The following is a 25786-nucleotide window of genomic DNA, read 5'->3' as shown; positions in this document are numbered from 1 at the left end:
AACAAGGAAGCCCATGAACAGACTTATTTTCCGTGCGGTCTCGCCGCAGGATCTCGACAGATGTTATGCGATTGAACGCGAAGCGTATGAGGGTGATGAAGCCGCCACGCGGGATAAAATTGCTACCCGTATCCAGCAATATCCGGAAGGCTTTCTCTGTGCAGAGCTGGACGGCGAGCTTATCGGCTTTATCAATGCAGGGTGCGCCTGGAATGTAGTGATGTCTGATGAAGCGTTCAAAGAGCTGGTGGGCCATGATGCAGCGGCACCTAATGTGGTGATCATGTCTGTTGTGATCGACCCGGCTTATCAGGGCAACGGGTACGCCGGGCTATTGATGCGCGCCTTTATCCGCGCAATGCAGGACAGGGGCAAGCAAACCCTGCATCTCATGTGTAAAACACACCACATCCCGTTCTATCAAAAGTTTGGTTATGCGTACATCGCTCCCTCTGCCTCGGATCACGGCGGCATGGCCTGGCATGACATGCGCATGGCACTGTAAACGGATGCTCTGCCTGCTGTACTGACACAGCAGGCTATCAATCACGCTCAGGAAAAGGCGGTTTGCCCTGAATGAACAGCCGATCAGAGCCGATCGGTATACCGAAGGTTATGTCCATCGCCCCGCATGCTAAGCGGGGCGAGGTATTCAGAGCGAGGGATGGCGCCTTTTACAGGACTTATTGCCTCCAGTAGGAAGGCAATATGCAGAATGGTTCTTTCGTTATGCCAATTGCCCCCGATCTGAATATTAAATCGCTGCCCCTTATGGCTTTTTCCAATCGACAGGGCGAGCCCTGTGACGTTCAGTGGGACCGTGGCACCCTGCAGATAGGTGGCATCCACTTTCTGGCCGTCAATCATGAATCTGTCTACGCCGTATCTATGCGATGAAAAAGACAGTACATGCGTGATGAGCGCGCCCTGGTAGGAAAAGTATTCTGCAAACCCATCACACAATCGTTCAGCGGTTTGCTCCGTATCAATGCTAATCGAGTCAAGCTTGACATATAGCGGTCTAAAGAACAGACCGATATCCGTTTTGAGCGAAAAGCGGACGTCCCATGCCAGTAATAACGTAAAAAAACCGCCTCACGGCGGTTTAGGTATCCAGTCAGGAAGTTGCGCTTGCGAGTCTTGCTGCAAATCCAATGAAGAACATCCCTACCAGCGCATTTCCGATGGCAGATAACCTACGGTTGCCTTTTAGGCGGCTGAGCAGGTAAGAGCCGCAGAAAACAAGAAAGCCAAAATAAACGAGAGTAATTGCGAACATCACCGCGGCGAGAATGATAAATGCCATCCAGGAGTGTTCAGCCTGGACATTGATGAACTGGGCGAAGAAAGAGATATAGAACAGCAGCGTCTTTGGATTCAGTAGCGTAACCAGCATTCCGCGTCCAATGATCCCACCTGCATCAGCTGAAGATTTTTTTTCCTCACTCGTTTCGACAGTTGGCTTAAAGACAGCGCGTATCGTCTGGACACCGAGGTAGAAAAGATACGCAGCGCCTGCATATTTGATGGCGTTAAATAAGGCCGGGGTTGAGCTTATGACCGCGGCAAGTCCACACCATGCCAACAGAACCAGAATAACGTCGCTCAGGAGAATGGAAAATATTGCAGCGAAGCCTCGCTTGATGCCGCTGGTAATGCTCGTTTTAATCACGAACATGGTTTCAGGACCAGGCACAAGGACTATCAGCGTCGCACCAAGCAGGTAGGTCCAGAAATTCACGACACCAAAATCAGCAAACATCTTCACTCCTGTTCTCTCGTTTTAACAAGGCTATTCTAACGTAACCAGGGTTAATGAAAACACATCACGGCTACTTTCTTAGTTAGCCAACGTCCGCTACTGGCACTAAGCGGACATTAGCATCAAAATTCTAAGGTTCGCAATTTTCCGGTTTTGCCGGCCCAGATGGCACACTTTAGATCAACCCCTGTAGCGGGCCAGCAGCAGCGCGTTCAGACCATAGAAAGATTTAGCCGCTGAGGGCTGGGCCGGTAATGACGCTGCAGGTTTACACTAAAGGCCCGAGTAGCGAGGCGGCTCCGGTCTGTCCAGAATTTGTAACAGAATCCGCCAGCAGTAAAGCCCACCATCACATGCCCAAACAGATACAGAACAGCGTTGAAAATATAGACTCTAATATATATTCTATATAGATTGTAATTTATAAAGGTGGGCCTGTGTAGATTGTTGAAACCACGGATTTGTTCGCTGAATGGCTGAAAGAGCAGGACAGAGCAATGCAGTTAGACATAATTGCCGCGCTGAACCTTTTGAAGCAGGAAGGCCCACACCTCGGGCGGCCGCATGTCGATACGCTGTACGGCTCGAAAATCCCCAACATGAAAGAGCTCAGAGCTCAGAGTACAGAGCAACGGCCGGCCTGTAAGAGGATTCTTTGTATTCGATCCTCTTCGCAAAGCCATCATCCTTTGCGCGGGTANAGAGCTCAGAGTACAGAGCAACGGCCGGCCTGTAAGAGGATTCTTTGTATTCGATCCTCTTCGCAAAGCCATCATCCTTTGCGCGGGTAACAAAGAAGGCGCTGATGAAAAGCGTTTCTACAAGACCATGATTGAAACGGCTGAAAGCGAGTATCACCGACACCTGGACCAACTGAAACGGAGTGGAAAATGAAAACGCTGGATGATCTAATGGCTGATTTGACACCCGAGGAACTGACTCAGGTGAATGATAAAGTTGCAGAAATGCGACTTGATTCTCAGCTGTATAAACTTCGCGAGGCGCTGGCTAAAACGCAGAAGCAGCAGGCAGAAGCTATGGGGATCGCGCAACCTTCCGTGGCGGCTATCGAAGGGCGCGGCGAGGATCTGAAAATCGCGACGCTCAAACGATATGTTGAAGCGCTCGGCGGCNTGAAACGGCTGAAAGCGAGTATCACCGACACCTGGACCAACTGAAACGGAGTGGAAAATGAAAACGCTGGATGATCTAATGGCTGATTTGACACCCGAGGAACTGACTCAGGTGAATGATAAAGTTGCAGAAATGCGACTTGATTCTCAACTGTATAAACTTCGCGAGGCGCTGGCTAAAACGCAGAAGCAGCAGGCAGAAGCTATGGGGATCGCGCAACCTTCCGTGGCGGCTATCGAAGGGCGCGGCGAGGATCTGAAAATCGCGACGCTCAAACGATATGTTGAAGCGCTCGGCGGCAAGCTAACTATCGGTGTCAATATGCCCGGCGGCGAGCATGTCGATTTCACACTTTAACTGCACCCGTAAGTCTGGCCCTTTACGGTGTTACCCGGAAAAAATGCGACTGACGTACCGGTTATTTCCCTTCGCTTGCGCTTCCTCTTTGCGACGCGCTGTCTCGCGGTCTGCTTTCTTCACTTAATGCTGCTGTGTGACAGCTCCTCCTCCGCTTTTCTTCCTCTGATGGTCAAAAACATAAACATCCTGATGGTACCTTCCGGCTCCCCGGCAGGGCCAGGTCATCAACCCTGATGCACTAACCGGCAGAATCAGTAAGCTCCGCCAGACGTCACAAGCGTCNAGGGCCAGGTCATCAACCCTGATGCACTAACCGGCAGAATCAGTAAGCTCCGCCAGACGTCACAAGCGTCGCCAGAGGATTCCGGCTGGATCTGATGGCAAACAGCCCTGTAGTTGGCCTATAGTCCGCTATGAGCGAAAAGCGGACTTTAACGGTCTCAGATTGCCAGGATTTCAGGCTGGCAACTTGCAGAGTATCTGATTAGAGCTTTCTTAAAAGTCTGGCGGGATTACCCGCATACACGCCTTTTACCAGCACGGGCTTTGTAACCACGCTACCGGCACCAATCACCGCACCACTGCAAATGTCCGTGGTTAAGATCGTTGCCCCGCTCCCCACGGTTACCGCGTTACCTAATACGATATGTATCCAGCTTTCTGCTGAAGCATCAGGAGCGCCACTCTTAAACAAGTCGTTAGCAAAGGTTACGCCATGACCTATAAAACAATCCTTACCCAGGGTAACGTTCTCACAAATAAACGTGTGTGACTGTACCCGGGTTCTGTCGCCTATAACGCATCCCTTTTGTATCTCTACAAATGGCCCTACAAAAACATCATCGCCCAGTTCACACTCATAGATGTTTACCGGCGTGATGACTTTCACATTTTCGCCTTGTTTTACGTCACGAATGCCACTTTCAATAACCTTCATATAAACTGTGTCCTTACCTGAGAGGATTCGGCTAAAAGCTTGCACAATTTTTATCGTCACCATGTAACTTGAAGGGAAATAGGTAACTTCTTTAAGCGTATTAAATTAATAAAGGCTGAAAATGACAAAGCTCGAAGAATTAAAAAAAATTTACCCCGGTGCACTGGCATGGCAATTTGGCGACAGCCCGGAACTTGCTGATGAACTCGTACAACTGGTTTTGAGTGGCAGTAAAACAGCGACATGCTCTTCGATAGCATCTTTTCAGCATGAACATGAACGAGGCGAAGCTCCCTGCGTAGGAAGTTATAATATCATTCTTAACGGAGCCGGGCAGCCAATGTGCGTGATCAGAACGCTCAGGATGCAGGTTATCCGCTTCAATGAAGTGACGAGTGAACTCGCCAGTAAGGAAGGTGAAGGTGATTTAAGTCTAGAGTACTGGAATGAAGGGCATAAGCGTTATTTTGAGCGTGAAGGCACTTATTCTGAAGAAATGGAGCTTGTCTTTGAGGAATTTGAACTTACAGAGATTTTGTAACTGTCCGCTCCTGGCACAAAGCGGAGTGACGCAGAGTCAGGGCCCGCTATGAGAGAGGCGGACGTCAAAAAGAGGGCGACCGGGAAGTTCTGCCACATCAGACATAGCATCCTGGCTACGAACCCCGCATAAGCCATCGGGTGGATGCTGCAGCAGTTAAAAAGAATGAAGAAAATGCCTGACATGAACACACCCTGAAGCATTTGATCTGCTCCTGGCACAAAGCAGACGTCAACCGCAAAGCGGTCAGCATTAACGTTTTGCTTCGATCAAATGTCGGGTGGAATACGCAACAAATGGCTGACCCAGGCGCATTTTCTGGTCCATCGCCTGCAATTCTTTGGAGTATTTCTCCACGGAGAAGCCGGGGACCCACCAGACGCATTTTCGCAAAATCCAGACAACGGCACTGATATCAAAAAACGTCATCCGGCAGCGTGCTGTGCGTAAGTCCACGACCTTCAGACCCGCCCTCTCAGCATCCTCTTTTTCTTTGCCAGGATCTCTGTACATTCTCTCTTTGGGAAGTGGTCCTAAAAAATACTCGATCAATTCAAATGCAGATGCAGGCCCGACATGCTGTGCCAGATAGCTTCCTCCGGGTTTTAGAACCCGATATATTTCCGGCCAGTCCGGTGCTACCGGATGCCTGGATGTGACCAGGTCAAAAGATTGGTCGCTAAAAGGAAGATTTTTGGTAACGGAAGTATCAACAATATTCACCCCCCGGGGTGAAAGGTGCTGCCGGGCTTTTTCCAGGTTTGGGGGCCACGCTTCTGTTGCGGCCATATATGCAGGAAACCTGGTAACTTCATTCAATACTTCTCCTCCACCGGTATCGATGTCCAGTGCTGACGTTACCCGACTTAAGCGTTCTCCGATTAACCTCGCGTAACCCCAGGAGGGCCTTTCCTCTGTCGCTTTCCCGTCCAGCCAGCCAAATCCCCAGCCCTCTGTATCGGCCTCCATAGCTTCCATTAATAGTTCATCAAAAGATTTCACCTGAATTCTCTCCGTAGATATTTGGTTCAGGGCACATTTTAGAGTATTGGTTTAGGCAATGCGATCCACGCCTGAAGCTATCGTTAACACTGTGAAAGCACCGCTGGTTTAATCACAGTCGATATAATTCTATATCGCCGGACAGATTTTGATTTACGTCGATTAACTCACATAGCTCGTTATATACTAAACAATATAGCGCTAGGGAATGATGCTTGCCCTTTCGACAGCTCTCTGAATACCACATTCTCAAGTGATTGATATGGTTAAATAAAAATTCACAAACGCAATGTTACTGCGCTGCTATGCCGGTATATATCGTAAATGAACAACCTGCGATGGTCGTTAATGTTTTGCCAGGCAACGCGCTTTCAGCAACCGATAAGAAAGCTACTTTGTTTCCATGTAACTCAGCTTCTGACAGGAATATTTACTCATGAAAAGCCTGCAATGGGCACTACCGCTACTGGTCGTGAGCGCTCTGGCGTCGGCGCAGACAGTCACTGACGACAGCGGGAATAAGATTGAATTGAGCCGGCCGGTGCTGCACATAGCCGATGCCTGGTTTGCCCACCACTCTCTGCTTATGACGCTGGGCGCCGGCGATCGGATTGTGGCAACCGTAAACCATCCGGCGGACCGGCCGTGGATGTTTAAGGTACAGCCATCGTTAAATCAGGCGCTTCAGGCGCACGGTAAAACCTTTAACAGTGAAGCGCTGGTGGCACGCAACGTTGATGCGATTTTTGTACCCGCTAACGATCCTGATGCAGAGTCTTATCGTCTGGCCGGTATTTCCGTACTGGCAATGAATTTTGATGATTTTGACTCGATGAAACGCTCACTTACTACCACGGCTCAGGTGGTCGGCACACCGGCAGCGGCCACGCGTGCCCGGGCGTATAATCGCTATCTGGATACGCAAATTGCTGCTATTCAGGCCAAAACGGCCGCGCTTGCGGAGAGTGAACGCCCGCGCGTGCTGCATATTCAGTCGCTGCATCCGCTGAAGGTAGATGGCCGGAATACCCTGATTGATACCTGGATCAGGCTCGCGGGTGGCCGGAATGTCGCCGTCTCAGTGGATGGCAATATGCGCCCTGTTTCGCCGGAGGAGGTGATACGCTGGGATCCGGATGTAATTATTATCGGCGCCGGCGCGGGCCCCCTGGCTGACTCTGACTACAAATCGCTGTTCGCCAGCGTAAAAGCCGTGAAGCAGCAGCAGGTGTGGCAGAACCCATCGGGTGTCTTTCCCTGGGATCGCTACGGCACTGAAGTCGCACTGCAAATCCAGTGGGCTGCCAAAAAACTGCATCCGGCGCTGTTTGCAACGCGCGATCTGATTGACGCCACTCAGAAATTTTACCGGACATTTTACGATTATCCGCTGAGCAAACAGGATGCGCAGCGTATTTTGCAGGCCTTACCTCCCGGTTGAGGCAGCGTTTTCCAGCCAGCTTCAATAAGCCATTCATTGCAGGGAGAACCGGCTTACGGCTCTCCCTTTTTGATCTGCTCAGTCAGCATTGCATTACTACCTCGCGCTCTGAAAATACCCTCCTGCTAAAAAAACATTGACGAGGTAGAACGATCGTTCTACCTTAACGCCATGAACAAAACATCAGGCAGTACCCGGGAAAAAATTCTCAGGAGCGCTGAGCAGCTGATTTATCAGAACGGTATCCACGCCATGGGCATGGAGCTTCTGGTCAAAACCTCAGGCGTCGCCAGAAAGAGTATTTATCATCACTTCGCCAGTAAGGAGGAGGTGGCATCAGCCGCGCTGAGCGTGCGCGATGAGCAGTGGATGGCGTGGTTCAGAAGCGCGTCCGATCAGGGCAATACGCCGCAGGATCGCATTCTGAATATGTTTACCGCGCTCAAAAGCTGGTTCGGGTCAGAGGATTTCCGCGGCTGCGCATTTATCAACACCGCCGGTGAGACAGGCAACCCTGACGATACCGTTCGCCAGATAGCGAAAATCCATAAACAGAAGTTACTGGATTACACCCTGGAGCTCAGCAAAGAGATGAACGTTGCGCATCCCGGGGCGCTGGCCAGACAGCTGCTGATTCTGATTGAGGGCGCCATTACCGCGTCCTATGTTATGGGGAGCGGGAGCGCGGCCGACGATGCACGGGATATTGCGAAAATGCTACTGGAGCAGGTTTCCTGAAGCCTGCGCACTCATCAAATTTGAATTAACAGGAGTTTTACCGTGTCTGATTCATACCAACGCCCGCCGCTTCCTCCTTTTACCCGCGAAACGGCCATCGAAAAGGTACGCCTGGCTGAAGATGGCTGGAACAGCCGCGATGCGGCCAAAGTCGCACTGGCTTACTCAGCGGACACACAATGGCGCAACCGCACCGAGTTTGCTCATAATCGTGAAGAAGCGGAGGCGTTTCTGGCCCGTAAATGGAAAAAAGAGCTTGAGTATCGTCTTATCAAAGAGCTCTGGGCGTTTGATGGTAACCGCATTGCCGTCCGTTACGCCTATGAATGGCGTGATGATTCAGGTAACTGGTTCCGCTCTTACGGCAATGAAAACTGGGAGTTTGAAGGCGATGGCCTGATGAAGCGCCGTTTTGCCTGTATCAACGATATGCCTATCAAAGAGAGCGAACGCAAATTTTTCTGGCCGCTGGGACGTCGTCCGGACGATCATCCGGGGCTGACTGCGCTGGGGTTGTAATGGCGGCAGGGCAGCTCGCGTGGCTGCCCTGCTGCATGCGTTTATCAGCACCTGGCTTTAGCGAGGTAGCGCTGCATTTCATCGGCGGGCACCATCCCGCCACCGGTCGCCCAGACAAGCTGCGTGGCCTGCTGCAGCTGCTGAGGAGTGATACCCTGCTGTGCCAGATAAGCGGGGCTTGCCGCGATGCGCTGCGGTCCCTGCATGCCCGCCAGCGCGGAAGGTTCCAGCTGAATACCTTCAGTCTCATCCAGCATAGCAAGCAGCGTAAACAGGGTGCGATCGCTGAGCGTATAGCAGCCGTCGATCAGCTGCGCCATCGCCCGGCCGACAAAGCCGGAGGCGCGGCCCACCGCCAGTCCATCCGCAGCGGTTTTATTGTCGATACCGATATCCTGTACCGCAATACGATCGTGCAGGCCGGTGCTCATTCCCAGCAGCATACAGGGTGAATGGGTTGGCTCCGCAAAAAAGCAGTGGACGTTATCGCCAAAAGCCAGCTTCAGGCCAAAGGCGACGCCTCCCGGGCCGCCACCCACGCCACAGGGCAGATACAAAAAAAGCGGATGGGAGGCATCCACAGTAATGCCTTTCTCCTTCAGCTGCTCTGGCAGGCGCAGGCCGGCAACGGCATAGCCCAGAAACAGCGTGCGTGAATTTTCATCATCAATAAAAAAGCAGTCGGGATCGGACTCCGCCGCTTTGCGGCCCTGCTCCACGGCGACGCCGTAATCCTGCTCATACTCAATCACGTGTGCTCCGTGCCTGCGCAGCAGCGCTTTCTTCCACTGACGCGCATCTGCCGACATATGCACGGTAACGTGAAACCCGAGACGGGCACTCATTATGCCAATCGACAGGCCCAGGTTACCCGTTGAACCTACCGCTATTTTGTGCTGGCTGAAAAACCGGCGGTGCGCCGGAGAAAGCAGCTGGCTGTAGTCATCGGCTGGCGTGATAAGCCCCGCCTCCAGCGCCAGCTTCTCTGCGTGCGCGAGAACTTCGTAAATGCCGCCGCGCGCTTTGATGGAACCTGAAACGGGCAGATGACTATCTTTTTTCAGCCAGAGTCTGCCTGGCAGCGGCGCACTCTGCTCCAGCCGCATTTGCATCGCGGGTAGAGGCACCATATCTGACTCAATAATACCGCCGCTTTCAGCCGTTTCCGGGAAGGCGGCGGCGATCAGCGGAGCGAAACGGCGCAGGCGGGCTTCGGCATCTTCAGCCTCTTCACGCGTCAGTCCCGTATGGAGAAGCCCCCTCTCTGCCGTCGTCACCTGGTCGTTAAGCCAGAGGGTTTCACGTAGCGCCATCAGGTCGCTTACCGCCGGTACAGACCGGAGTTTTTCAGTTAAATCAGTCATGGTTACTCTCACTCAGCCCGACGCACCAAAATAAAACAGAGCGTTATTTATAGGCACGCGGCTGCGCGGTGACAAACGATGGTTTTTCAACTTAACATGAGCTCAGCTAACTCAACAGGCGAGCACGCGTTGTGAATCTTTATCTGCAACCAACACGCCAGTCTGATAAACCAACCACCAAATCAGCAACTTAAACAACAAGGATGAAAAAAGTGTTCTCTGAGATGCGTGAAATAGAGGGTAGCCAGCTGGGACGTCTTTTCACTTTTGAAGCCGCTGCCCGCCACGGCTCGTTTGCCGGCGCGGCGGCGGCGCTGGCGCTCACGCCCAGCGCTGTCAGCCACCGTATCAGCCAGCTGGAAAGAGAACTCGGTATCTCTCTGTTCACCCGTTTACACCGCAGGGTGCTGCTGACCGAAGAGGGTGAGCGGATCTTCAATGCAATGAGTACCTCACTCGACTACCTCAACCGGGAAATTCAGGGCATCAGAAATCAGGGATCGAGCGGTAGGCTTACGGTTTACAGTCGCCCGTCGTTTGCACACGCCTGGCTCGCACCGGCGGTAGCCTCTTTTCTGGAACAAAACCCCGCTATCGATCTCGTCATTAATACCGGAAACGAACCGGTCGACCTGCATAAAATGGGTGCCGATCTGGCCATCTGTTTTGATGCTGACGTGCCGGACAGATTTCATCTCGACCCGCTGATGGATGAACATATTATTCCGGTATGCAGCCCGCACTACGCTGCACAATTCAGGCTGACGGACTGCCCGGAAAATCTTCGGAGCTGTCGCCTGCTGCACGATCGTCAGGCGTGGAGTGTCGATTCCGGAGAAAATGAGTGGCTGTTGTGGGCAGCGCATTTTGACGTGGATATCACGGCAGCGCGCCGTGCCGAATTTGATCAGGCAGAGCTTGCGGTTGCTGCAGCGACAAACCATGCCGGCGTTGCGATGGGACGTAGGGCGCTGGTAAAACAGCGCATCGCCTCTGGCGAACTGGTAACGCCTTTCCCCCGGCGGGCGCTGCGGTGCAGCGAACGGTATTACATCGCTACCCGCGCAGACAGACGCTGGCCAAAAACAGAAACTTTTATCCGCTGGCTGCAGGAAACCGTGTCGAAAGAGAGATAATTACGCTCATAGCATTGTCACGCTGGCAGAGCAGGATCCCGGCGTAAACCGCGCTTTTTTTAAGCAATTCGGGTATAATAGCCTGACGCTCGCACACCCTTTTTATCCTCACCAAAGCAGGCATATGGCATTTCAGAATCCGGCTCAAAACTTTATCGAAGCGCGCCTGAACCTGGGTGATATCGTCTCGCTGTCGCCCTGGTCCACCTACCTGATGCGCAGTGATACAGCCTGCCCGGAGGCGGGTATTGTTAAAGGCTCAGTTCTGGCAGTTGATCGGGCACTGACGCCACGGCACGGTCAGATTATTGTGGCGGAATATGAGGGTGAGCTGGTGCTGCGCAGGTTGCTGCTGAAACCCGTTCCGGCGCTGCAGTCGCTGGAGCCGTCCAATGCTGTCGTTCTGCTCGACGAGAATCAGCCGCTGCCGGTGTGGGGCGTGGTGGCTTATGCGCTCAATGATATCGCGGGCCAGGGTTTCACCGGACCTGCTGGAGAATAGCTATGTTTGCGCTTGCTGATGCCAACAATTTTTACGCCTCCTGTGAAACCATTTTCAGACCCGATCTGCGCGGCAAACCCGTTTGCGTGGTATCAAATAATGATGGCTGCGTGATTGCCCGTTCTGCTGAAGCAAAGCGCATGGGTATAAAGATGGCCGCCCCCTGGTTTAAGCATGAGCGCTATTTTCGTGACAATGGAGTACACGTTTTCAGCTCTAACTATGAGCTTTATGGCGATATGTCGGCGCGGATGATGGCAATACTCGATGAGATGGCTGCCGGGCAGGAAGTCTACTCTATCGATGAAAGCTTTCTTGATGTCACGGGCATCAGCAGTTATATGCCGCTGGAGCGCTTTGGTCAGCAGATGCGCGATCGCGTTCGCCAGGAAACCGGCCTGACCATAGGCGTGGGCTTTGGCCCGACCAAAACGCTGGCCAAACTGGCGAATCAGGCGGCCAAGCAGTGGACGAAAACAAACGGCGTGGTCGATCTCTCCGATCCCCGGCGCCAGCAAAAATTGCTGCAGCTGACGCGCATTGGCGATATCTGGGGTATTGGCTGGCGAATTGCCCAGCGTCTGGAAGAGATGGGGATCACTACTGGGCTGCATCTGGCAGAAAGTAAGGCCAGTACGATCCGCAAAAAATTTGATGTGATTGTTGAGCGCATTGCACGCGAGCTGCGCGGCGAATCCTGTCTGGCACTGGAGGATGCGCCGCCGCCAAAGCAGCAGATCGTCAATTCACGCTCTTTCGGGCAGCGCATCACGACGCTGGATGAAATGCAGCAGGCGGTTATGGCCTATGCGACCCGGGCTGCTGAAAAACTGCGCCAGCAGGGCTCCCGCTGCCGTCATATCACCGTCTCTGTGACGACCGGCCGCTATGGCGACGATCCCAGATACTCAGCTACCGCGCCCGTCAGCTGGCAATATCCTACGGCGGACACGCGTGACATCGTTGCCTTTGCCCTCCAGGGGCTGAACGCTATCTGGCGCGACGGTTTTCGCTATGCCAAAGCGGGCGTGACGCTGAGCGACTTCTGGCAGTCTGGCAGCACGCAGTTTGATATGTTCAGCCAGCAGCAGCCGCGTGCCAATGCGGATGCACTGATGACCGCTCTCGACGCCATAAACCGTTCAGGTAAAGGCAAAATCGGTTTCGCCAGCCAGACGACAGGAAGTCAGGCGTGGCAGATGAAGCGCAACATGCTCTCGCCCCGTTATACCACTCGCCTGGCCGATATCCCTGTGATCCGATAGCAGGCTCTCGCCTCCGGCGAGCCACTCCGCTCCTGCGCATCAAAGGCGCCTTACTCTGCCGCGTGCTCTGTGAATGGCGTGATGCGGTAGGCGCAGCGTCGTGCCTGCTGCAGAATATGTTCAACGCGCTCTACTTTCGCCTCCAGCACTTCGCTGAACAGCATCAGTTCAGCGCGGCAAAATCCCTGACAGGCGGTAGCAGCGGCGCAGATAGGACAGTGATTCTCAATCAGCAAGAGCGTTCCGTCGGTCTGCTCCTCATACTCTGCCATATAGCCCTCCAGCGACCGCAGTGCCGCCAGCCGCGCCACCCGCTCCCGCAGATCGACAGCATCCTGCAGCTCACGCTGGTAAGCGGCGCGGCTACTCTGTTCGCGCAAATCTATCAGGCGATCGATCGCCTGTTCACCAAAAGCATGCCGTACCGTATCCAGCAGCTGCACCGTCAGCGTCGCATGGGAATCCGGAAACCGGCCGTGGCCCGCCTGCGTCAGCGTCCAGAACTGCCCCGGACGTCCTACTCCTTTGCTGCGGGAGAACGACTCTACCAGCCCTGATGAAGCAAGTTTGCTGAGTTGCTGGCGTGCCGCTTCAGCCGTCATGCCCAGCATTTCTCCCGCCTCAGCAGACTGCAGCGGCCCGCGCGTTTTCAGCAGATAAAGCAGGCGCTCTGGTGTTGCCTGTGCTTTATCTTCCGAGTTTAACAAGCGATTGCTTGACAAAATATTTTACCCTCTTTAATAATCCAAGCGTTGTCTTGTTTTATTAATGTAATGGATCCCGCTGCGCTCAGCAACGGGGCATATGACGCAACGCATGCCGGGAGGCTTATATGTCGTCAGGACAGGAAGGAAGCTGGAGTGAATTACTGGGAGGCAAAAACCTGTTTTTTGCCATTGCACTTTCAGGCGGCGTTGCACTGCACGCCATTAATGTTTACATCGCCACTACGGTGCTTCCCTCCGTTATCAGGGAGATAGGCGGACTGCACCTCTACGCATGGAACACAACGCTGTTTGTCGTCGCCTCCATACTGGGTTCAGCGCTGACTGCGCGGCTGCTGGCGGTGACGGGCGCACGACAGGCCTATCTGGTGGCGGCACTGCTTTTTATCGCGGGCAGCCTGGTCTGCGCACTGGCGCCCGCTATGCCGGTAATGCTGGCGGGTCGGGCGCTACAGGGGCTGGGCGGTGGTTTTCTGTTCGCGCTCTGCTATGCCATGATCTATGCCGTTTTTGAGGAAAAGCTCTGGCCGCGCGCGATGGCGCTGATCTCCGGCATGTGGGGCGTGGCGACGCTTCTGGGCCCGGCTGCCGGGGGAATATTTGCCGAAATGGACGCCTGGCGCATGGCGTTTGGCATACTGATCCCCGTCACGCTGAGTTATATGCTGCTGGTGTGGCTGATTTTCCCTGCGCGCAAAAATACAGAAGCCTCCCACACCGGAAAGCTCCCCTGGATGCAGCTGCTGTTACTGGTTGCGGCCGTTATGACCGTGAGCGCAGCGAGCATGTCCTCTGACATTGCCGTGAATATCGCCGGGATATCTGCGGCGGTTATTCTGCTGCTGCTGTTAATCCGCCAGGAGTTTATCAGTGAAACCCGCCTGCTGCCGCGTAATGCGCTGCGCCTCAGCTCGCCGCTGCTGGCGCTCTATATCACCATGGCACTGCTCATTATCGGTATGACCAGTGAAACCTTCGTGCCCTATTTTCTTCAAATCCTGCATGGACAGACGCCGCTGATCTCGGGCTACCTGGCGGCGCTGATGGCCGCAGGCTGGACGGTATCGGAGATCTGGAGCTCCGGCTGGCAGACGCGGGGCATTAAGCGCGCAATTACTGCAGGACCGGCGCTGGTTCTGGCTGGCATGGTGCTGCTGGCTATTGTGACGCCGCGCTCAGCCAGCAGCAGCGGGCAGACACTTACACTGATCGGGACAGGACTGGCGCTGATTGGCTTTGGTATCGGGCTGGGCTGGCCCCATTTACTGACGCGCATCCTGCAGGTGGCTCCCGCAGACGATCAGGATGCAGCTGCCACCTCCATCACTACGGTTCAGCTGTTTGCTACCGCTCTGGGTTCTGCCATCGCCGGTATGCTCGCCAACGCTGGTGGCCTGTCGGCGCCGGGGGGAATCGCTGGCGCCTCCTCTGCGGCCTGGCTGCTTTTTGCCGTTATGGCAGCCGCTCCGCTGCTCTCTCTGCTGAGTGCTAAAAAGGTACTCACCGGATTTAAGCAGCAGAAAACCAACTGAAGCCGGAGCGCCTCTGACAGTTGTCAGAGGCGCTTTATCTGGCGCAGAACGTTATGCGGAATACAGACGTTACCGACGGGCTGAGCGAGATAACAGAGCGTATCAGCCCTGCTGCACCGCACGCTGTTTGCTCTCATTCATCGCGCGATGCAGGGTTGCAAGCAGCGATTCAATGTCGAGCGGCTTGGTAAAAATATCAAACGCTCCCTCCTGGAACGTGCTGCGGCAGACGTCAAGCGTGCCATACGCGGTCATCAGAATAACCGGCAGCAGCGGATGACGGGCGCGCTGTTCGGTCAGCCAGTTAAGCCCGTCGATGCCGGGCAGCCGCACATCCACCAGCAGACAGCCGCGCAGCGGCAGCGCTTCTGCACCGGCAACGGCGTCGAACGTCGCCAGATCGCCGAAGTCAGCCACCTCGTAATCTACGGTTTTCAGCAGAAATCCCAGCGACTCCCTTACTGACAAATCATCATCCACTAACCACACTTTCGCGCTCATTCCATTACTCCGCCACCGGGAAAATTAACGTTGTCTCTGCACCATATCTGGCGCGATTTATCAGCACCCGCTGACCGTTCAGGTACAGCGCCGGGCGCATCTGCAGAAAAATCTGGTACTGACTGGCGAAGGCAGATTATGGCTGCCAGCCTCTATTTCAGAAAAGTTCGTAGCCTGCCTCAGGGGTGATCTTCCGGTATCGTGCAGCAGAGGCGATATGTTGCCGTGAGGCTGCAGTGCAAAAAGCGTGGTCAGCCTGAACGATAAAAAGTGCCTGCAGCATGGCTGACAACAGCCTGCATCACGGCTGCCGGAAGCCTGTCGCGCGCAGCGCAATGCGCTGTTCCTGAGGCGGCAGCGGTGCTCCACTTAAAGATGCGCGATCTTTTCATATCTCTTCCCGGAACGCTATCGGCACAAGTCTGGATAACGCAGCCGCCAATACCACGCTTAACTGGGGGATTCGCTTAAAAACGTTCAGGCCTCTTTCTGTGGCAGGGGTAATGCTCAGTCAGGCGTTACCCGCGTGCAGGGTGCTAAAACAGGTGGTATGGTTCGGCTGGCAGCAGCGTAAATGCCCGCTTCATTATGCGCGCCTCCTCTGCCGGACTGCGGCCAAACAGGCGTTTAAATTCGCGGCTGAACTGTGAATCACTTTCGTAGCCTGTACGCGCAGCTGCCCCGGCTGCGGTCAGGTTCTGCTGGATCAGCATCAGTCGTGCACGATGTAAGCGCAGTGATTTAATATACTGAATGGGTGAAGTCTGCGTAACGGTTTTAAAATGCAGATGAAAACGCGGCACGCTCATGCCCGCCTCACGGGCAAGTTGCGTAACGTTTATAGGCTGCTGCCAGTTATCATGGATTTGCTGTAGCGCCCGGGCAATGCGGCCAAAATGGCCCTGATACGCCAGCGCGGCACGTACAGCGGCACCCTGCTGCCCCATCAGAATGCGAAAGCAGATCTCTTCCACACGGGCCGGACCCAGTATCCGCGCTTCAAGCGGATCCCGTAAGACCTGAAGCAGTGCCAGCGTACTCTGTAACAGTGCGCTATCCAGCGGCGTGGAGATAATAGCGGCCGTCGCCCTCTCTTCACCTGCAGGCTTTGCCGGCACCTGCGCGATGAGCTTCGCCAGTACGTTAACGTCAAAACGGATCGCCAGGCCCAGCAGCGGCTCAGCGGACGTCGCTTCAGTCTCCGCTGAGAATGGCAGAGGCACAGACAACACCAGATAGTGTTGCGCGTCATACCGGTAGACATTATCCGCCAGAAAGGCACGCTTGGCACCCTGGCAGATAATGATAATGCCCGGCTCATAAAGTACCGGCGTGCGCGCCCACTGCTGATTAGCCCGCATAAATAACACGCTATCCAGCAGAGATTTTGTATACCCCTCCTGCCGTGCCAGCTGGTTAAGCAAAGTGCAAATCTGCTGTTGCACATCATTCATCACAGGTTCTCCCGGATAGTTGAATTCCTGCTTAGTTGCAAAGCGCGGCGCGCGACACGCTCCGCGAGAGGATCAGGCAAAGATGCGCAGTGAATAGGTCTGTTGACGATTGCGGCATTTTTCAACAATAGCAGGGTACTTCACGCGAGGAAAACAAGATGACTGATACAAAAGCGAAAGTAATTATTTTGACCGGCGCCAGCAGCGGTATCGGTGAAGCCATCGCCCGCTATCTGGCCAGGCAGGGTCACAGGCTGATCCTTGGTGCACGCCGGGCCACACGTCTGGCATCGTTGTGTGATGAGCTGCAGCAGCAGGGTGCCCGGGTAGATTATCTGACGACAGATGTGACGCAGCGCGCTGATGCACAGGCATTAGCCCGTCTGGCCATTGAAAAATATGGGCGGATCGATGTGATGATTAACAATGCGGGCGTGATGCCGCTCTCTCCGATGGCTTCACTGAAAGTTGAAGAGTGGGACCAGATGCTCGATGTTAATGTGCGCGGCGTGCTGTATGGCATCGCTGCAGTATTGCCCGCAATGCAGCAGCAGCAGGCGGGTCACATTATCAATATCGCGTCAATCGGGGCGCTTACGGTCTCACCCACCGCGGCGGTTTACTGCGCCACTAAATTTGCCGTCCGCGCTATTTCTGAGGGATTACGGCAGGAGTCGTCCGCTCTGCGCATTACCGTTATTAATCCAGGCGTAGTGGAATCTGAGCTGGCTGACAGCATTACTGACGATGTGGCCCGGGAGGCGATGCGCAGCTTTCGGGCTATCGCCCTTAAACCGGAATCGATAGCGCAGGCGGTCAGCTGGGCTATCGATCAGCCTGGCGAGGTTGACGTCAGTGAAATCACGCTGCGCCCTACTGCCAGCCCGTTTTAAGCCATAAAAATTTTGGCGATTTCAGGCTGAAATTTCAGGCATTGACGCGCGGGCGCCATTATAACCAGCCCGCGCGCTTCAGCCGCCACCACATAATGCAGCAGATAAGCAGCGTTGATCCCAGCGCCACCGGATAACCAAAATGGCTGTGCAGCTCCGGCATGTCGGAGAAGTTCATGCCATACATACTGAATACAATCGTCGGCACAATCAAAATGGCGCCCCAGCCCGCCAGCTTTTTATTCACTTCACTCTGCTGCACAGAGACCAGCGCGAGGTTGACCTGCATCGCACTGGCCAGCGTTTCACGCATATCCTCTGCATCAATCATGACGTGATGTGCGTGATCCTGCACATCGCGCAGATAGGCGCGCAGATTTTTTGGAATAATATCTTCATGGAAACGAACCAGCTGCGGACAGATTTCAGCGACCGGCATCGCGGCGTTGCGCAGCGCCAGCAGCTGGCGTCGCAGATGGTAGACCTGCTCCAGCGCATGGTTATCGAAGCGTGTGGAGAACATCCCATCTTCAAGATTACCGATACGCTCGCTGAGCGTTTGCGTGATTTTACTGTAGTTGTCCACGATAAAATCGAGGATGCAGTAGAGTGCATAGCCTGGTCCCTGGCACAGCATGGCGTGATTTTTTTCCGCTTTCTCCCGGATTGCCGCATAGCCTTCCCGCGAGCCGTGGCGTACCGTGATCAGGAAATTTTTTCCCAGAAAGAAGTGCGTTTCACCAAACGTAATGTGCTGCTGCTCATGCATATACGCTGTCTTAACCACGATAAATACCGATTCGCCATACTGCTCAATCTTAGGACGCTGATGCGCCAGCAGAGCATCTTCTATCGCCAGCTCGTGCAGCCCAAACTCCTCCTGCAGCTTTTGCATAAAAGCGGGTTCGGGCTGATATAACCCGAGCCAGACGAACGAATTATCTTCTTTCAGGATATCGCTGATCTCTGCGACATCGACATGCTCTTCCCGCTCGCCATGACGATAGACCACGCAGTTGACGATCTCATCTGCGTGGTTGTCGGTTCGTTCCTGCTTTTCCATTTTTGCCTCAATCCTGCTCTGGCTTACTCTGTCGCTCTCTGACGGGGTCCGGGAGCGACGCCTTATACTGTTAGGGTAGCAAAAGCCGTGACAGGCGGATATTGCCAGCCAGATAAAGTCGTTACGGCACGCCCAGATAACGCAGTAATCCCGTCATCGCTGCAGCTCCTACGATAACCAGAATCAACGGCGTCCGTCGCCATGCCAGAAAAACAGCAAACAGAACGCCTGCTACCCGTGCGATGCCGGCAAAGTGCGTTCCTTCAAACAGTGCGGTTGTTACCGCCACCGCCAGCAGCAGAACCGTGGCAGCATCTGACAGCATATTGCGCGTTTTTTCTGACATCGGCAGCCGGCTGCCGAGGCGGTATCCCGCAAAACGGATAGCGTACGTTCCGGCGGCCAGCAGCGCGATACCGGCAATGACCAGACTATTGTCCATCTTTACGCTCCCGCCAGCTCAGCAACCCCAGCAGGGAAAACAGCACCGGCATTCCTGCCGGTACAAAAGGCGTGACTGCGACAGAGAGTGCGGTCCCGGCCAGCGCCGGAATGCGTGTCCGCCGCTTGCGCAGCGCCGGAAAAATCAGCGCAATCAGGATCGCCGGGAAAACCGCATCCAGCCCGATGGCGGAAACGTCAGGGATAAAACGACCAATCATGGCGCCACCGATAACGGTAAGTGGCCAGATTGCAAAAATACCGAGCCCGCACAGCCAGTAGGCAACCCGACGCTGCTGCAGTTCCGGTTGCGAGATACCAAATACCACGCTTTCATCGTTCATGATATGGCAGCCAAGCAGGCTGCGGCCTCCCTGCCCCACCAGATCTTTTACCGCGATGCCAAACGGCAGATGGCGCGCATTGACCAGCAGCCCGGCGGCGGCGGCAGTGAGCGGGCTTCCGCCACCGGCAACAATGCCGATAAACAGAAACTCCGAAGCGCCCGCCAGCACCAGCGTAGAGAGCGCTATCGGCACCCAGAGCGGAAAACCCTGTGCAGCGGCCAGCGAGCCATAGGAGAGGCCCACAATGCCGTCAGCCAGACAAACCAGAACAATCGCTTTTATCACGCCGCGATCAAGCACGTTAATCCCCGCACGCATCACATATTGATCTCATATCGAACAGTAAAGACAGTATAATGAACGTTCAGAAATTGTTTTACAAGATGAACAATCGTTCGATAAAAAGAACAGGAGCTGCTGTGACACCACCGATTGATACTATTGCCGCCGGGCTGATCCGCGAGCGGCAGCGTGCCGGACTTTCACTGACTGAAGTGGCTCGCCGTGCGGGTGTGGCAAAATCAACGCTCTCACAACTGGAAGCGGGCAACGGCAATCCCAGTATCGAAACCCTCTGGGCGCTCTGTGTCGCGTTAAATATTCCTTTCGCCCGCCTGCTGGAGCCAGAGGTAAAACGTCTGCAGGTTATTCGTAAAGGTGAAGGGATGGTTGTTTCGGCTGAACTGGCTGATTATCAGGCGGCTCTGCTCGCCAGCTGCCCGCCAGGCGGGCGACGCGATCTCTATCTGGTGACCAGTCAGCCAGGCGCGCCGCGCGCTTCAAAGCCGCATCCGCCTGGTTCGGTTGAGCACGTTATCATTGCCCGCGGGCGGGCCAGGGTAGGACCCAGCGATGCGCCGGTAGAGCTGAATCCTGGCGATTACATCTGCTATCCCGCTGATGAACCTCACGTGTTTGAAGCACTGGAAGCCGATACCATGGCGGTACAGCTCTCTGAGCAGAACTGATATCGCCTGAGTCTCAATAAACGCATCTGGCCTGACGTGTACGCAACGTTCACTGTAATCAGTAAAGCGCGCCCGCAACAGGCGCGCTTTATGGCGATCAGCGATTGACCAGTTTTGCCGGCAGTGCCAGCACCAGCAGGCAGCTGAGCAATAAACAGGCAGCAAACAGCCACAGCGCCCCGTCGCTGCTGCCGGTCATATCCAGCGCCATTCCCATAACAGAATTACTGACCAGGCCTGCAATATTGGCAATTGAGCAGGCGAGCGCAAAACCTGCGGCGGCGGCAGTACCGGTCAGGAAGGTTGCGGGCAGGCTGAAGAACACCGGCACGGCACCAATAATCATCGCCTGCGCAATGGAAAACAGCAGCACGGTTACAGCCACATTACTGCTCCAGAAGGGCGCGCAGGCCATTGCGGCTGCACCGATGATAAAAGGGACAATGATATGCCAGCGGCGTTCGCGCAGCCTGTCTGAGCTGGCGCCAATCAGCAGCATGCCAGCCAGGGCGGCCAGGCTCGGGATCGCCGTAAGATAACCAATCGTGGTGAGATCGGTTGAGCCTGCTTTTTTCAGCAGCGTGGGTAACCAGAAGCCCATTGCGTAAGCGCTGAGCAGTATGGAGAAATCGATCCCGCCCAGCATGATCACCCGCAGATTAAGCAGACCATCCCGCAGCCGGTGTTTCGCTTCAGCAGCTTCGCCCGCATCGCTGCGGAGTTCATCAGCAATCACCTGTTTTTCCTGAACGCTCAGCCAGGATGCCTCTGCCGGGCCATCCGGCAGCAGTCGCAGCGTCATCAGCCCCAGCAGAATACTCGGCAGGCCCTCCAGCAGAAACAGCCACTGCCAGCCATGCATTCCGTGCAGTTTGTCGAAGTGCGTCATGATCCAGCCAGAGAGAGGGCCGCCGATGATGCTGGAAAGTGGCAGACCCAGCATAAACAGCGCAATAATGCGGCCGCGTCGCCATGAGGGAAACCAGCGGGTCAGATAAAAGAGCACGCCCGGCAGAAACCCTGCTTCTGCCACGCCCAGTAAAAAGCGGATCGTATAGAACTGACCGGGGGTTTTGACCAGCAGGGTTAATGCCGAGAGCACTCCCCAGCTGATCATGATCCGCGCGATCCAGATCCGTGCGCCGGTGCGTTGCAGAAACAAATTACTTGGCACTTCAAACAGAATGTAACCCACAAAAAACAGACCCGCACCCAGACCAAACGCCGTTTCGCTTAGCGCTAAGTCGCTTGCCATCTGCAGCTTGGCAAAACCAATATTAATGCGATCCAGGTAGGCTGCCAGATAACACAGGCAGAGAAACGGGATCAGTTTTAACGTTATTTTTCGATAGATGGCGGCACTTTCCCGCCGCGACTGGATTACTGAAGGATCGGCTACTGCGCTCATCACTCTCTCCGCGTACCATGACTCTGAACAGGGACGGTCAACCGGGTAGTGTGTCACCCGTTCGCATAAATATGACCGCGCGAGAGTAGCGGTAATTATCACCCTGCGCCACTACTTCCTGCGGCAGGCGAGCGGCGTGACGGTAACGGGGAGATCGGCGTCGCGGATCACGCCAGCGTGTCCCTGCAAACGCAGCAGGCGGGCAGGATCAAGCAGCGAGCGGGCGCCGTTGTCCCCTTTTAACTCACTAAGCGCCGGGCCATATTCTGCCGTAAAGCCTACCGGATGGCCGGGTTTATCCTGCCAGCAAAAACGGGCCTGGGAGGCCCCTTCGGAGAGTGCGCCAGCGATACGCTGATGATCTTCTGCAGTAACCCATGCCATATCGCCAGGCTGAATCAGCCAGCCAGACCAGTGCGGCACAGCGCGGACGGCAGCAGCAATCGTCTCACCGCTGCCTGCACTGCTGACACACAGCACCGGTATCGCCTGCGCGGCAGCCAGCGCCCGTATTGCGGTATACTCAGGCCGCGTTACCAGCAGAAGCGGCAGGCCGCTGCGTTGTGCGGCATGCAGCGTCATACCGAGCACAGGATGAGGTGTTCCGGTACTGTCAGGCAAAAGGGCAAGCAGCTTATTGCCTTTTCCGCCCGCCTGCTGAAAACGTGTTCCCTGCCCGGCTGCAAGGATGATAATGCCCGGACTTTTCATGTTGCTGGCTACCTGAAAATCGTGAGGCGCACAGTATTGCGCGCCTCAGGACAGTTAGCGACGGTTTTTCCATACTGTCTGGATATTGCAGAACTCGTGTACGCCAAAACTGGAGAGCTCACGGCCATAGCCGCTCTTTTTAACGCCACCAATTGCGACGCGCGGATCGGATGCGCCGTTGCCGTTGATAAACACCGCTCCCGTTTCCAGCCGCTCTGCCAGCCAGCCGGTCATTGCCTCATCGCGGCTCCAGACGGTGGCACTCAGACCGAAATCGCTGTTGTTAGCCAGCGCAAGGGCGTGTTCTGCATCACGCGCCGTGGTAATTGCCGCAACCGGGCCAAATATTTCCTGCTGAAATGCTGTCATCTCCGGCGTCACATCAGCCAGAATGGTAGGGGCATAGTAATTCCCTTCCCCCTCAATTTTATGACCGCCCAGCACCAGACGCGCGCCCTCTTTGAGCGTTTGCTGCACCTGCGTATCCAGTTCATCACGCAGATCGTAGCGTGCCATCGGACCGATAAAGGTCTGCTCATCAAGCGGATCGCCAATTTTCAGCGCGGCTACGGCCTGACTGAAACGCGCTTCAAATTCGGCGGCGATACTCTCTTCAATGATAAAACGCTTGGCTGCCATGCAAACCTGTCCGGTATTCTGATAACGGCCCACCACGGCTGAAGCGACAGCAGCGTCAAGATCTGCGTCGGCCAGTACGATGAAAGGATCGGCACCGCCCAGCTCCAGTACTGTTTTCTTAAGTACCGCACCGGCCTGTGCTGCAATAGCGGCACCAGCGCGTACGCTTCCGGTAACTGCAACGGCTGCAACGCGCGGATCGTTGATTGCTGCTGAAACGCCGGCGTTGTCCGTATTGATAACGGTAAAAGCACCGTGCGGCAGCTCTGTTGCATCAAAGAGTTCAGCCATAAGATAAGCCGATCCCATTACGCTGGGTGCATGTTTTAACAGATAGGTATTACCGGCAAGCAGCATGCTGACAGCGCCACGCAGTACCTGCCAGTAAGGAAAATTCCACGGCATCACGGCCAGTATGACGCCCAGTGGTCTGAATGACTGCCACGCCTGCTGACCCTCTACCGGAGCCGGTTTATCAGCAATCATGGCCGGGCCATGTTCGGCATACCAGTCACATAAGCTGGCGCATTTCAGGACTTCTGCACGTGCCTGGGCAACAGGTTTACCCATTTCCTGTGTTGCCATAATGGCCAGTTCATCCTGACGCTGACGCAGCTGTTCACCCAGCTGGCGCAGTACCTTCACACGCTGTTCAATCGTTGTATTACGCCACAGCTCAGCGGCTTCTGCGCTCTGTGCAAGGGAGCGATCAAGTTCCTCAGCGGTCTGAAGTGGATATGTTGCGAGAATGGCACCCGTTGCAGGATTACGTGAAATCACATGGTCAGTCATCAGAATTCCTCAGTACATTGCTGTTGATCAGGCCTGTCACGATACGCCCGATTACTATTGATATAAAATGAATAATATTGAGCAAGTTGTTCTCTGATTGAAAGCAATTAAGAGAGAGTGTCTGCAGCGGGATCCTGAGTTATCCACTTATACATAAACCAGATCCCAATAAGAGATCATAAAGAGATCAAAGATAGATCCTAAGAGATCCCCGATCGTCGCAGGCCGCACCACACAAGGCCTCAAAGGGTGTTCGTGTTCACTATAATCAGTAAACCATTCACTGTAATCAGTACTATATTCACTATACTCTGTGGAATGTTCACTATAATCAGTGCTAATGTTCACTGTAGTCAGAAAACGATCCCTTTCATCCACAAAATGAAGATCTCATGCCATGGCAGACAAAGAGAGTAAAAACAAGGCGTTACTGGAACCTTTTCTGTCGGTGACAAAAAACAGTGGCGAAGTTATTCAGCTCCATCCTAACAAGAATAATACCGTCCAGCCTGTGGCACTGATGCGTCTGGGATTGTTTGTTCCCACCCTTAAATCCACTGCTCGTGGCAAATCAGGGGCTATGGCCTCCACTGATGCGACCAAAGAGCTGAAAAACCTCTCGCTGGTGAAAGCGGAAGGGTATGAGAAGATCACCATAACCGGTGCCAGACTGGATATGGATAACGATTTCAAAACCTGGGCGGGGATTATTCAATCCTTCTCCCGTTATCCAACCAAAGGCGACACGGTGACGCTGCCTTTTGTCGATTTCGTTAAGATGTGCGGTATTCCGTCAGCTAACTCTTCTGCAGCCCTGCGCAGGCGCCTGGATGCCTCATTACGGCGCATTGCAACCAATACGCTCTCTTTTGAAGGTAACGGCAAGGCTTATCATACTCACCTTGTACAATCTGCCTATTACGATCGGGAAAAAGATCTGGTGCGCATTCAGGCCGATCCCAAGCTGTTTGAGTTATATAACTTTGATCACAAGGTTCTGCTTCAGCTGCGGGCCATTTCGCGCCTGAAACGTAAAGAGTCTGCTCAGGCGCTTTATACCTATCTGGAAAGCCTTCCTGTTAATCCTGCCCCTATCTCGCTGGCGCGACTGCGTATGCGCCTCAATCTGGGCTCAAAAACCACCACGCAGAACCATGTGGTGCGGCGTGCTATGGAGCAGCTGAAAGAGATAGGCTATCTCGACTACTCTGAGATTAAGCGCGGACGTTCAGTGTTTTTCATTATTCACAGCAGGACGCCCAAGCTTGATGGTATCGGAAATCTGGAAAGCATCGACGTGCTGGATGAGATCGAATTTGACGATTAATCATGACATTCACTGTAATCAGTAAAACATCTTCTCACGCCGCTGTACCGCATCAGTCGTGCAGCGCTCATCTGCCTCTCTTTACACTCTCCTGCAATCGGCTGTTCACTATAATCAGTAGCGTTCACTGTAAACAGTAAGCTTCGTTTGTCAGGTCTGAAACCACCAGCCACACAATCTCTCTCATACAGGCTATATTGATAGTAAGTACTAATATACTTACTTATACAGCTTAATTCGGCCGTGTTTACTGATTACAGTGAATGCCTGATAACCCCCTGCCC

General features: G+C 54.3%; 27 protein-coding genes and 1 pseudogene. 15 read left to right on the top strand and 13 right to left on the bottom strand.

Translation table 11 applies throughout. The features are described from left to right. The first annotated feature begins 13 nt into the window (after nucleotides 1-13). Nucleotides 14-505: a GNAT family N-acetyltransferase gene (locus F3I15_RS04765; RefSeq protein WP_150016768.1), complete on the top strand. Its 492-nt coding sequence runs from the start codon at nucleotides 14-16 to the stop codon at nucleotides 503-505. A gap of 612 nt (nucleotides 506-1117) precedes the next feature. Here F3I15_RS04765 and leuE read toward each other — a convergent pair. Continuing rightward, nucleotides 1118-1762: a leucine efflux protein LeuE gene (gene leuE, locus F3I15_RS04755; protein ID WP_150016767.1), complete on the bottom strand. Its 645-nt coding sequence runs from the start codon at nucleotides 1760-1762 to the stop codon at nucleotides 1118-1120. 497 nt (nucleotides 1763-2259) lie between these two features. On the opposite strand from leuE, the pseudogene F3I15_RS18445 reads away from it, so the two are divergent. The 3 genes and pseudogenes from F3I15_RS18445 (at nucleotide 2260) to F3I15_RS04740 (ending at nucleotide 3253) form a co-directional block, all read left to right on the top strand. Continuing rightward, nucleotides 2260-2656, top strand: a pseudogene (locus F3I15_RS18445) (type II toxin-antitoxin system RelE/ParE family toxin). Continuing rightward, nucleotides 2653-2940 carry an XRE family transcriptional regulator gene (locus F3I15_RS04745; RefSeq protein WP_150016766.1) on the top strand — a complete coding sequence of 96 codons (288 nt, stop codon included), beginning with the start codon at nucleotides 2653-2655 and terminating at the stop codon, nucleotides 2938-2940. Before F3I15_RS18445 ends, F3I15_RS04745 begins: the two are co-directional and overlap by 4 nt. Before the next feature lie 13 nt (nucleotides 2941-2953). Beyond that, complete coding sequence (locus tag F3I15_RS04740; protein ID WP_150016765.1) at nucleotides 2954-3253, top strand: XRE family transcriptional regulator; 300 nt, start codon at nucleotides 2954-2956, stop codon at nucleotides 3251-3253. Nucleotides 3254-3740: 487 nt separating this feature from the next. Here the strand turns inward: F3I15_RS04740 and F3I15_RS04735 are convergent, their stop codons facing one another. Continuing rightward, nucleotides 3741-4193 (bottom strand): acyltransferase, encoded by a 453-nt coding sequence (locus F3I15_RS04735; RefSeq protein WP_150016764.1) that lies wholly within the window; start codon nucleotides 4191-4193, stop codon nucleotides 3741-3743. Nucleotides 4194-4314: 121 nt separating this feature from the next. Here F3I15_RS04735 and F3I15_RS04730 point away from each other — a divergent pair, with 121 nt between their 5' ends. Then, the gene (locus F3I15_RS04730) at nucleotides 4315-4734 is read left to right on the top strand and encodes an ASCH domain-containing protein (RefSeq protein WP_150016763.1); all 420 of its coding nucleotides are present in this window, start codon (nucleotides 4315-4317) and stop codon (nucleotides 4732-4734) included. 252 nt (nucleotides 4735-4986) lie between these two features. Here the strand turns inward: F3I15_RS04730 and F3I15_RS04725 are convergent, their stop codons facing one another. Further along, nucleotides 4987-5736 carry a class I SAM-dependent methyltransferase gene (locus F3I15_RS04725; protein ID WP_150016762.1) on the bottom strand — a complete coding sequence of 250 codons (750 nt, stop codon included), beginning with the start codon at nucleotides 5734-5736 and terminating at the stop codon, nucleotides 4987-4989. 436 nt (nucleotides 5737-6172) lie between these two features. On the opposite strand from F3I15_RS04725, the gene F3I15_RS04720 reads away from it, so the two are divergent. The 3 genes from F3I15_RS04720 (at nucleotide 6173) to F3I15_RS04710 (ending at nucleotide 8434) form a co-directional block, all read left to right on the top strand. Then, on the top strand, nucleotides 6173-7177 hold the full coding sequence (locus tag F3I15_RS04720; protein ID WP_150016761.1) for an ABC transporter substrate-binding protein: 1005 nt from the start codon (nucleotides 6173-6175) through the stop codon (nucleotides 7175-7177). Between the two features lie 171 nt (nucleotides 7178-7348). Beyond that, complete coding sequence (locus tag F3I15_RS04715; protein WP_150016760.1) at nucleotides 7349-7915, top strand: TetR/AcrR family transcriptional regulator; 567 nt, start codon at nucleotides 7349-7351, stop codon at nucleotides 7913-7915. 42 nt (nucleotides 7916-7957) lie between these two features. Then, nucleotides 7958-8434 carry a DUF1348 family protein gene (locus F3I15_RS04710; RefSeq protein WP_040113716.1) on the top strand — a complete coding sequence of 159 codons (477 nt, stop codon included), beginning with the start codon at nucleotides 7958-7960 and terminating at the stop codon, nucleotides 8432-8434. 44 nt (nucleotides 8435-8478) lie between these two features. Here F3I15_RS04710 and F3I15_RS04705 read toward each other — a convergent pair whose 3' ends face one another. Beyond that, nucleotides 8479-9798, bottom strand: a complete 1320-nt coding sequence (locus F3I15_RS04705) for a D-serine ammonia-lyase (protein WP_150016759.1) — start codon at nucleotides 9796-9798, stop codon at nucleotides 8479-8481. Between the two features lie 203 nt (nucleotides 9799-10001). On the opposite strand from F3I15_RS04705, the gene dsdC reads away from it, so the two are divergent. The 3 genes from dsdC (at nucleotide 10002) to umuC (ending at nucleotide 12701) form a co-directional block, all read left to right on the top strand. Further along, nucleotides 10002-10934: a DNA-binding transcriptional regulator DsdC gene (gene dsdC, locus F3I15_RS04700; RefSeq protein WP_150016758.1), complete on the top strand. Its 933-nt coding sequence runs from the start codon at nucleotides 10002-10004 to the stop codon at nucleotides 10932-10934. Between the two features lie 124 nt (nucleotides 10935-11058). Further along, nucleotides 11059-11436, top strand: coding sequence for a S24 family peptidase (locus F3I15_RS04695; RefSeq protein WP_150016757.1), 378 nt, complete (start codon nucleotides 11059-11061; stop codon nucleotides 11434-11436). A gap of 2 nt (nucleotides 11437-11438) precedes the next feature. After that, entirely contained in the window at nucleotides 11439-12701 is a 1263-nt protein-coding gene (gene umuC, locus F3I15_RS04690; protein WP_150016756.1) for a translesion error-prone DNA polymerase V subunit UmuC, read from the top strand. Nucleotides 12702-12751: 50 nt separating this feature from the next. Here the strand turns inward: umuC and F3I15_RS04685 are convergent, their stop codons facing one another. Further along, the gene (locus tag F3I15_RS04685) at nucleotides 12752-13408 is read right to left on the bottom strand and encodes a helix-turn-helix transcriptional regulator (RefSeq protein WP_370513330.1); all 657 of its coding nucleotides are present in this window, start codon (nucleotides 13406-13408) and stop codon (nucleotides 12752-12754) included. A gap of 125 nt (nucleotides 13409-13533) precedes the next feature. On the opposite strand from F3I15_RS04685, the gene F3I15_RS04680 reads away from it, so the two are divergent. Continuing rightward, nucleotides 13534-14958 (top strand): MFS transporter, encoded by a 1425-nt coding sequence (locus tag F3I15_RS04680; RefSeq protein ID WP_150016754.1) that lies wholly within the window; start codon nucleotides 13534-13536, stop codon nucleotides 14956-14958. Nucleotides 14959-15060: 102 nt separating this feature from the next. Here the strand turns inward: F3I15_RS04680 and F3I15_RS04675 are convergent, their stop codons facing one another. After that, nucleotides 15061-15459: a response regulator transcription factor gene (locus F3I15_RS04675; RefSeq protein WP_150016753.1), complete on the bottom strand. Its 399-nt coding sequence runs from the start codon at nucleotides 15457-15459 to the stop codon at nucleotides 15061-15063. A 536-nt stretch (nucleotides 15460-15995) separates the two neighbouring features. Beyond that, nucleotides 15996-16913 (bottom strand): AraC family transcriptional regulator, encoded by a 918-nt coding sequence (locus tag F3I15_RS04670; RefSeq protein WP_190314915.1) that lies wholly within the window; start codon nucleotides 16911-16913, stop codon nucleotides 15996-15998. 158 nt (nucleotides 16914-17071) lie between these two features. On the opposite strand from F3I15_RS04670, the gene F3I15_RS04665 reads away from it, so the two are divergent. Further along, on the top strand, nucleotides 17072-17806 hold the full coding sequence (locus tag F3I15_RS04665) for an SDR family oxidoreductase (RefSeq protein ID WP_150016751.1): 735 nt from the start codon (nucleotides 17072-17074) through the stop codon (nucleotides 17804-17806). A gap of 58 nt (nucleotides 17807-17864) precedes the next feature. Here the strand turns inward: F3I15_RS04665 and corA are convergent, their stop codons facing one another. The 3 genes from corA to F3I15_RS04650 all read right to left on the bottom strand — a co-directional run bounded on the left by corA (nucleotide 17865) and on the right by F3I15_RS04650 (nucleotide 19975). Continuing rightward, nucleotides 17865-18869: a magnesium/cobalt transporter CorA gene (gene corA, locus F3I15_RS04660; RefSeq protein ID WP_150016750.1), complete on the bottom strand. Its 1005-nt coding sequence runs from the start codon at nucleotides 18867-18869 to the stop codon at nucleotides 17865-17867. A 121-nt stretch (nucleotides 18870-18990) separates the two neighbouring features. Continuing rightward, the gene (locus F3I15_RS04655; RefSeq protein ID WP_150016749.1) at nucleotides 18991-19311 is read right to left on the bottom strand and encodes an AzlD domain-containing protein; all 321 of its coding nucleotides are present in this window, start codon (nucleotides 19309-19311) and stop codon (nucleotides 18991-18993) included. Beyond that, nucleotides 19301-19975 carry an AzlC family ABC transporter permease gene (locus tag F3I15_RS04650; protein ID WP_150016748.1) on the bottom strand — a complete coding sequence of 225 codons (675 nt, stop codon included), beginning with the start codon at nucleotides 19973-19975 and terminating at the stop codon, nucleotides 19301-19303. Before F3I15_RS04650 ends, F3I15_RS04655 begins: the two co-directional genes overlap by 11 nt. A 101-nt stretch (nucleotides 19976-20076) precedes the next feature. Between F3I15_RS04650 and F3I15_RS04645 the strand changes: the two genes are divergently transcribed. Continuing rightward, nucleotides 20077-20625, top strand: a complete 549-nt coding sequence (locus F3I15_RS04645) for a helix-turn-helix domain-containing protein (RefSeq protein ID WP_150016747.1) — start codon at nucleotides 20077-20079, stop codon at nucleotides 20623-20625. Between the two features lie 97 nt (nucleotides 20626-20722). On the opposite strand, the gene F3I15_RS04640 is transcribed toward F3I15_RS04645, so the two are convergent. The 3 genes from F3I15_RS04640 to F3I15_RS04630 all read right to left on the bottom strand — a co-directional run bounded on the left by F3I15_RS04640 (nucleotide 20723) and on the right by F3I15_RS04630 (nucleotide 24175). Beyond that, nucleotides 20723-22033, bottom strand: coding sequence for an MFS transporter (locus tag F3I15_RS04640; protein WP_150016746.1), 1311 nt, complete (start codon nucleotides 22031-22033; stop codon nucleotides 20723-20725). 111 nt (nucleotides 22034-22144) lie between these two features. Next, complete coding sequence (locus F3I15_RS04635; protein ID WP_150016745.1) at nucleotides 22145-22744, bottom strand: NTP transferase domain-containing protein; 600 nt, start codon at nucleotides 22742-22744, stop codon at nucleotides 22145-22147. 54 nt (nucleotides 22745-22798) lie between these two features. After that, nucleotides 22799-24175 carry an aldehyde dehydrogenase family protein gene (locus tag F3I15_RS04630; RefSeq protein ID WP_150016744.1) on the bottom strand — a complete coding sequence of 459 codons (1377 nt, stop codon included), beginning with the start codon at nucleotides 24173-24175 and terminating at the stop codon, nucleotides 22799-22801. Between the two features lie 397 nt (nucleotides 24176-24572). Here F3I15_RS04630 and F3I15_RS04625 point away from each other — a divergent pair, with 397 nt between their 5' ends. Beyond that, a complete protein-coding gene (locus tag F3I15_RS04625) occupies nucleotides 24573-25502 on the top strand; it encodes a RepB family plasmid replication initiator protein (RefSeq protein WP_150016743.1) in 930 nt (309 codons plus the stop codon). Nucleotides 25503-25786: the final 284 nt, after the last annotated feature.

Source organism: Pantoea sp. M_9 (assembly GCF_008631385.1).
Lineage (GTDB): Bacteria > Pseudomonadota > Gammaproteobacteria > Enterobacterales > Enterobacteriaceae > Pantoea > Pantoea eucrina.
Note: the sequence above shows the minus strand (reverse complement) of the source record. Positions and strands in the feature narration are given on the sequence as shown.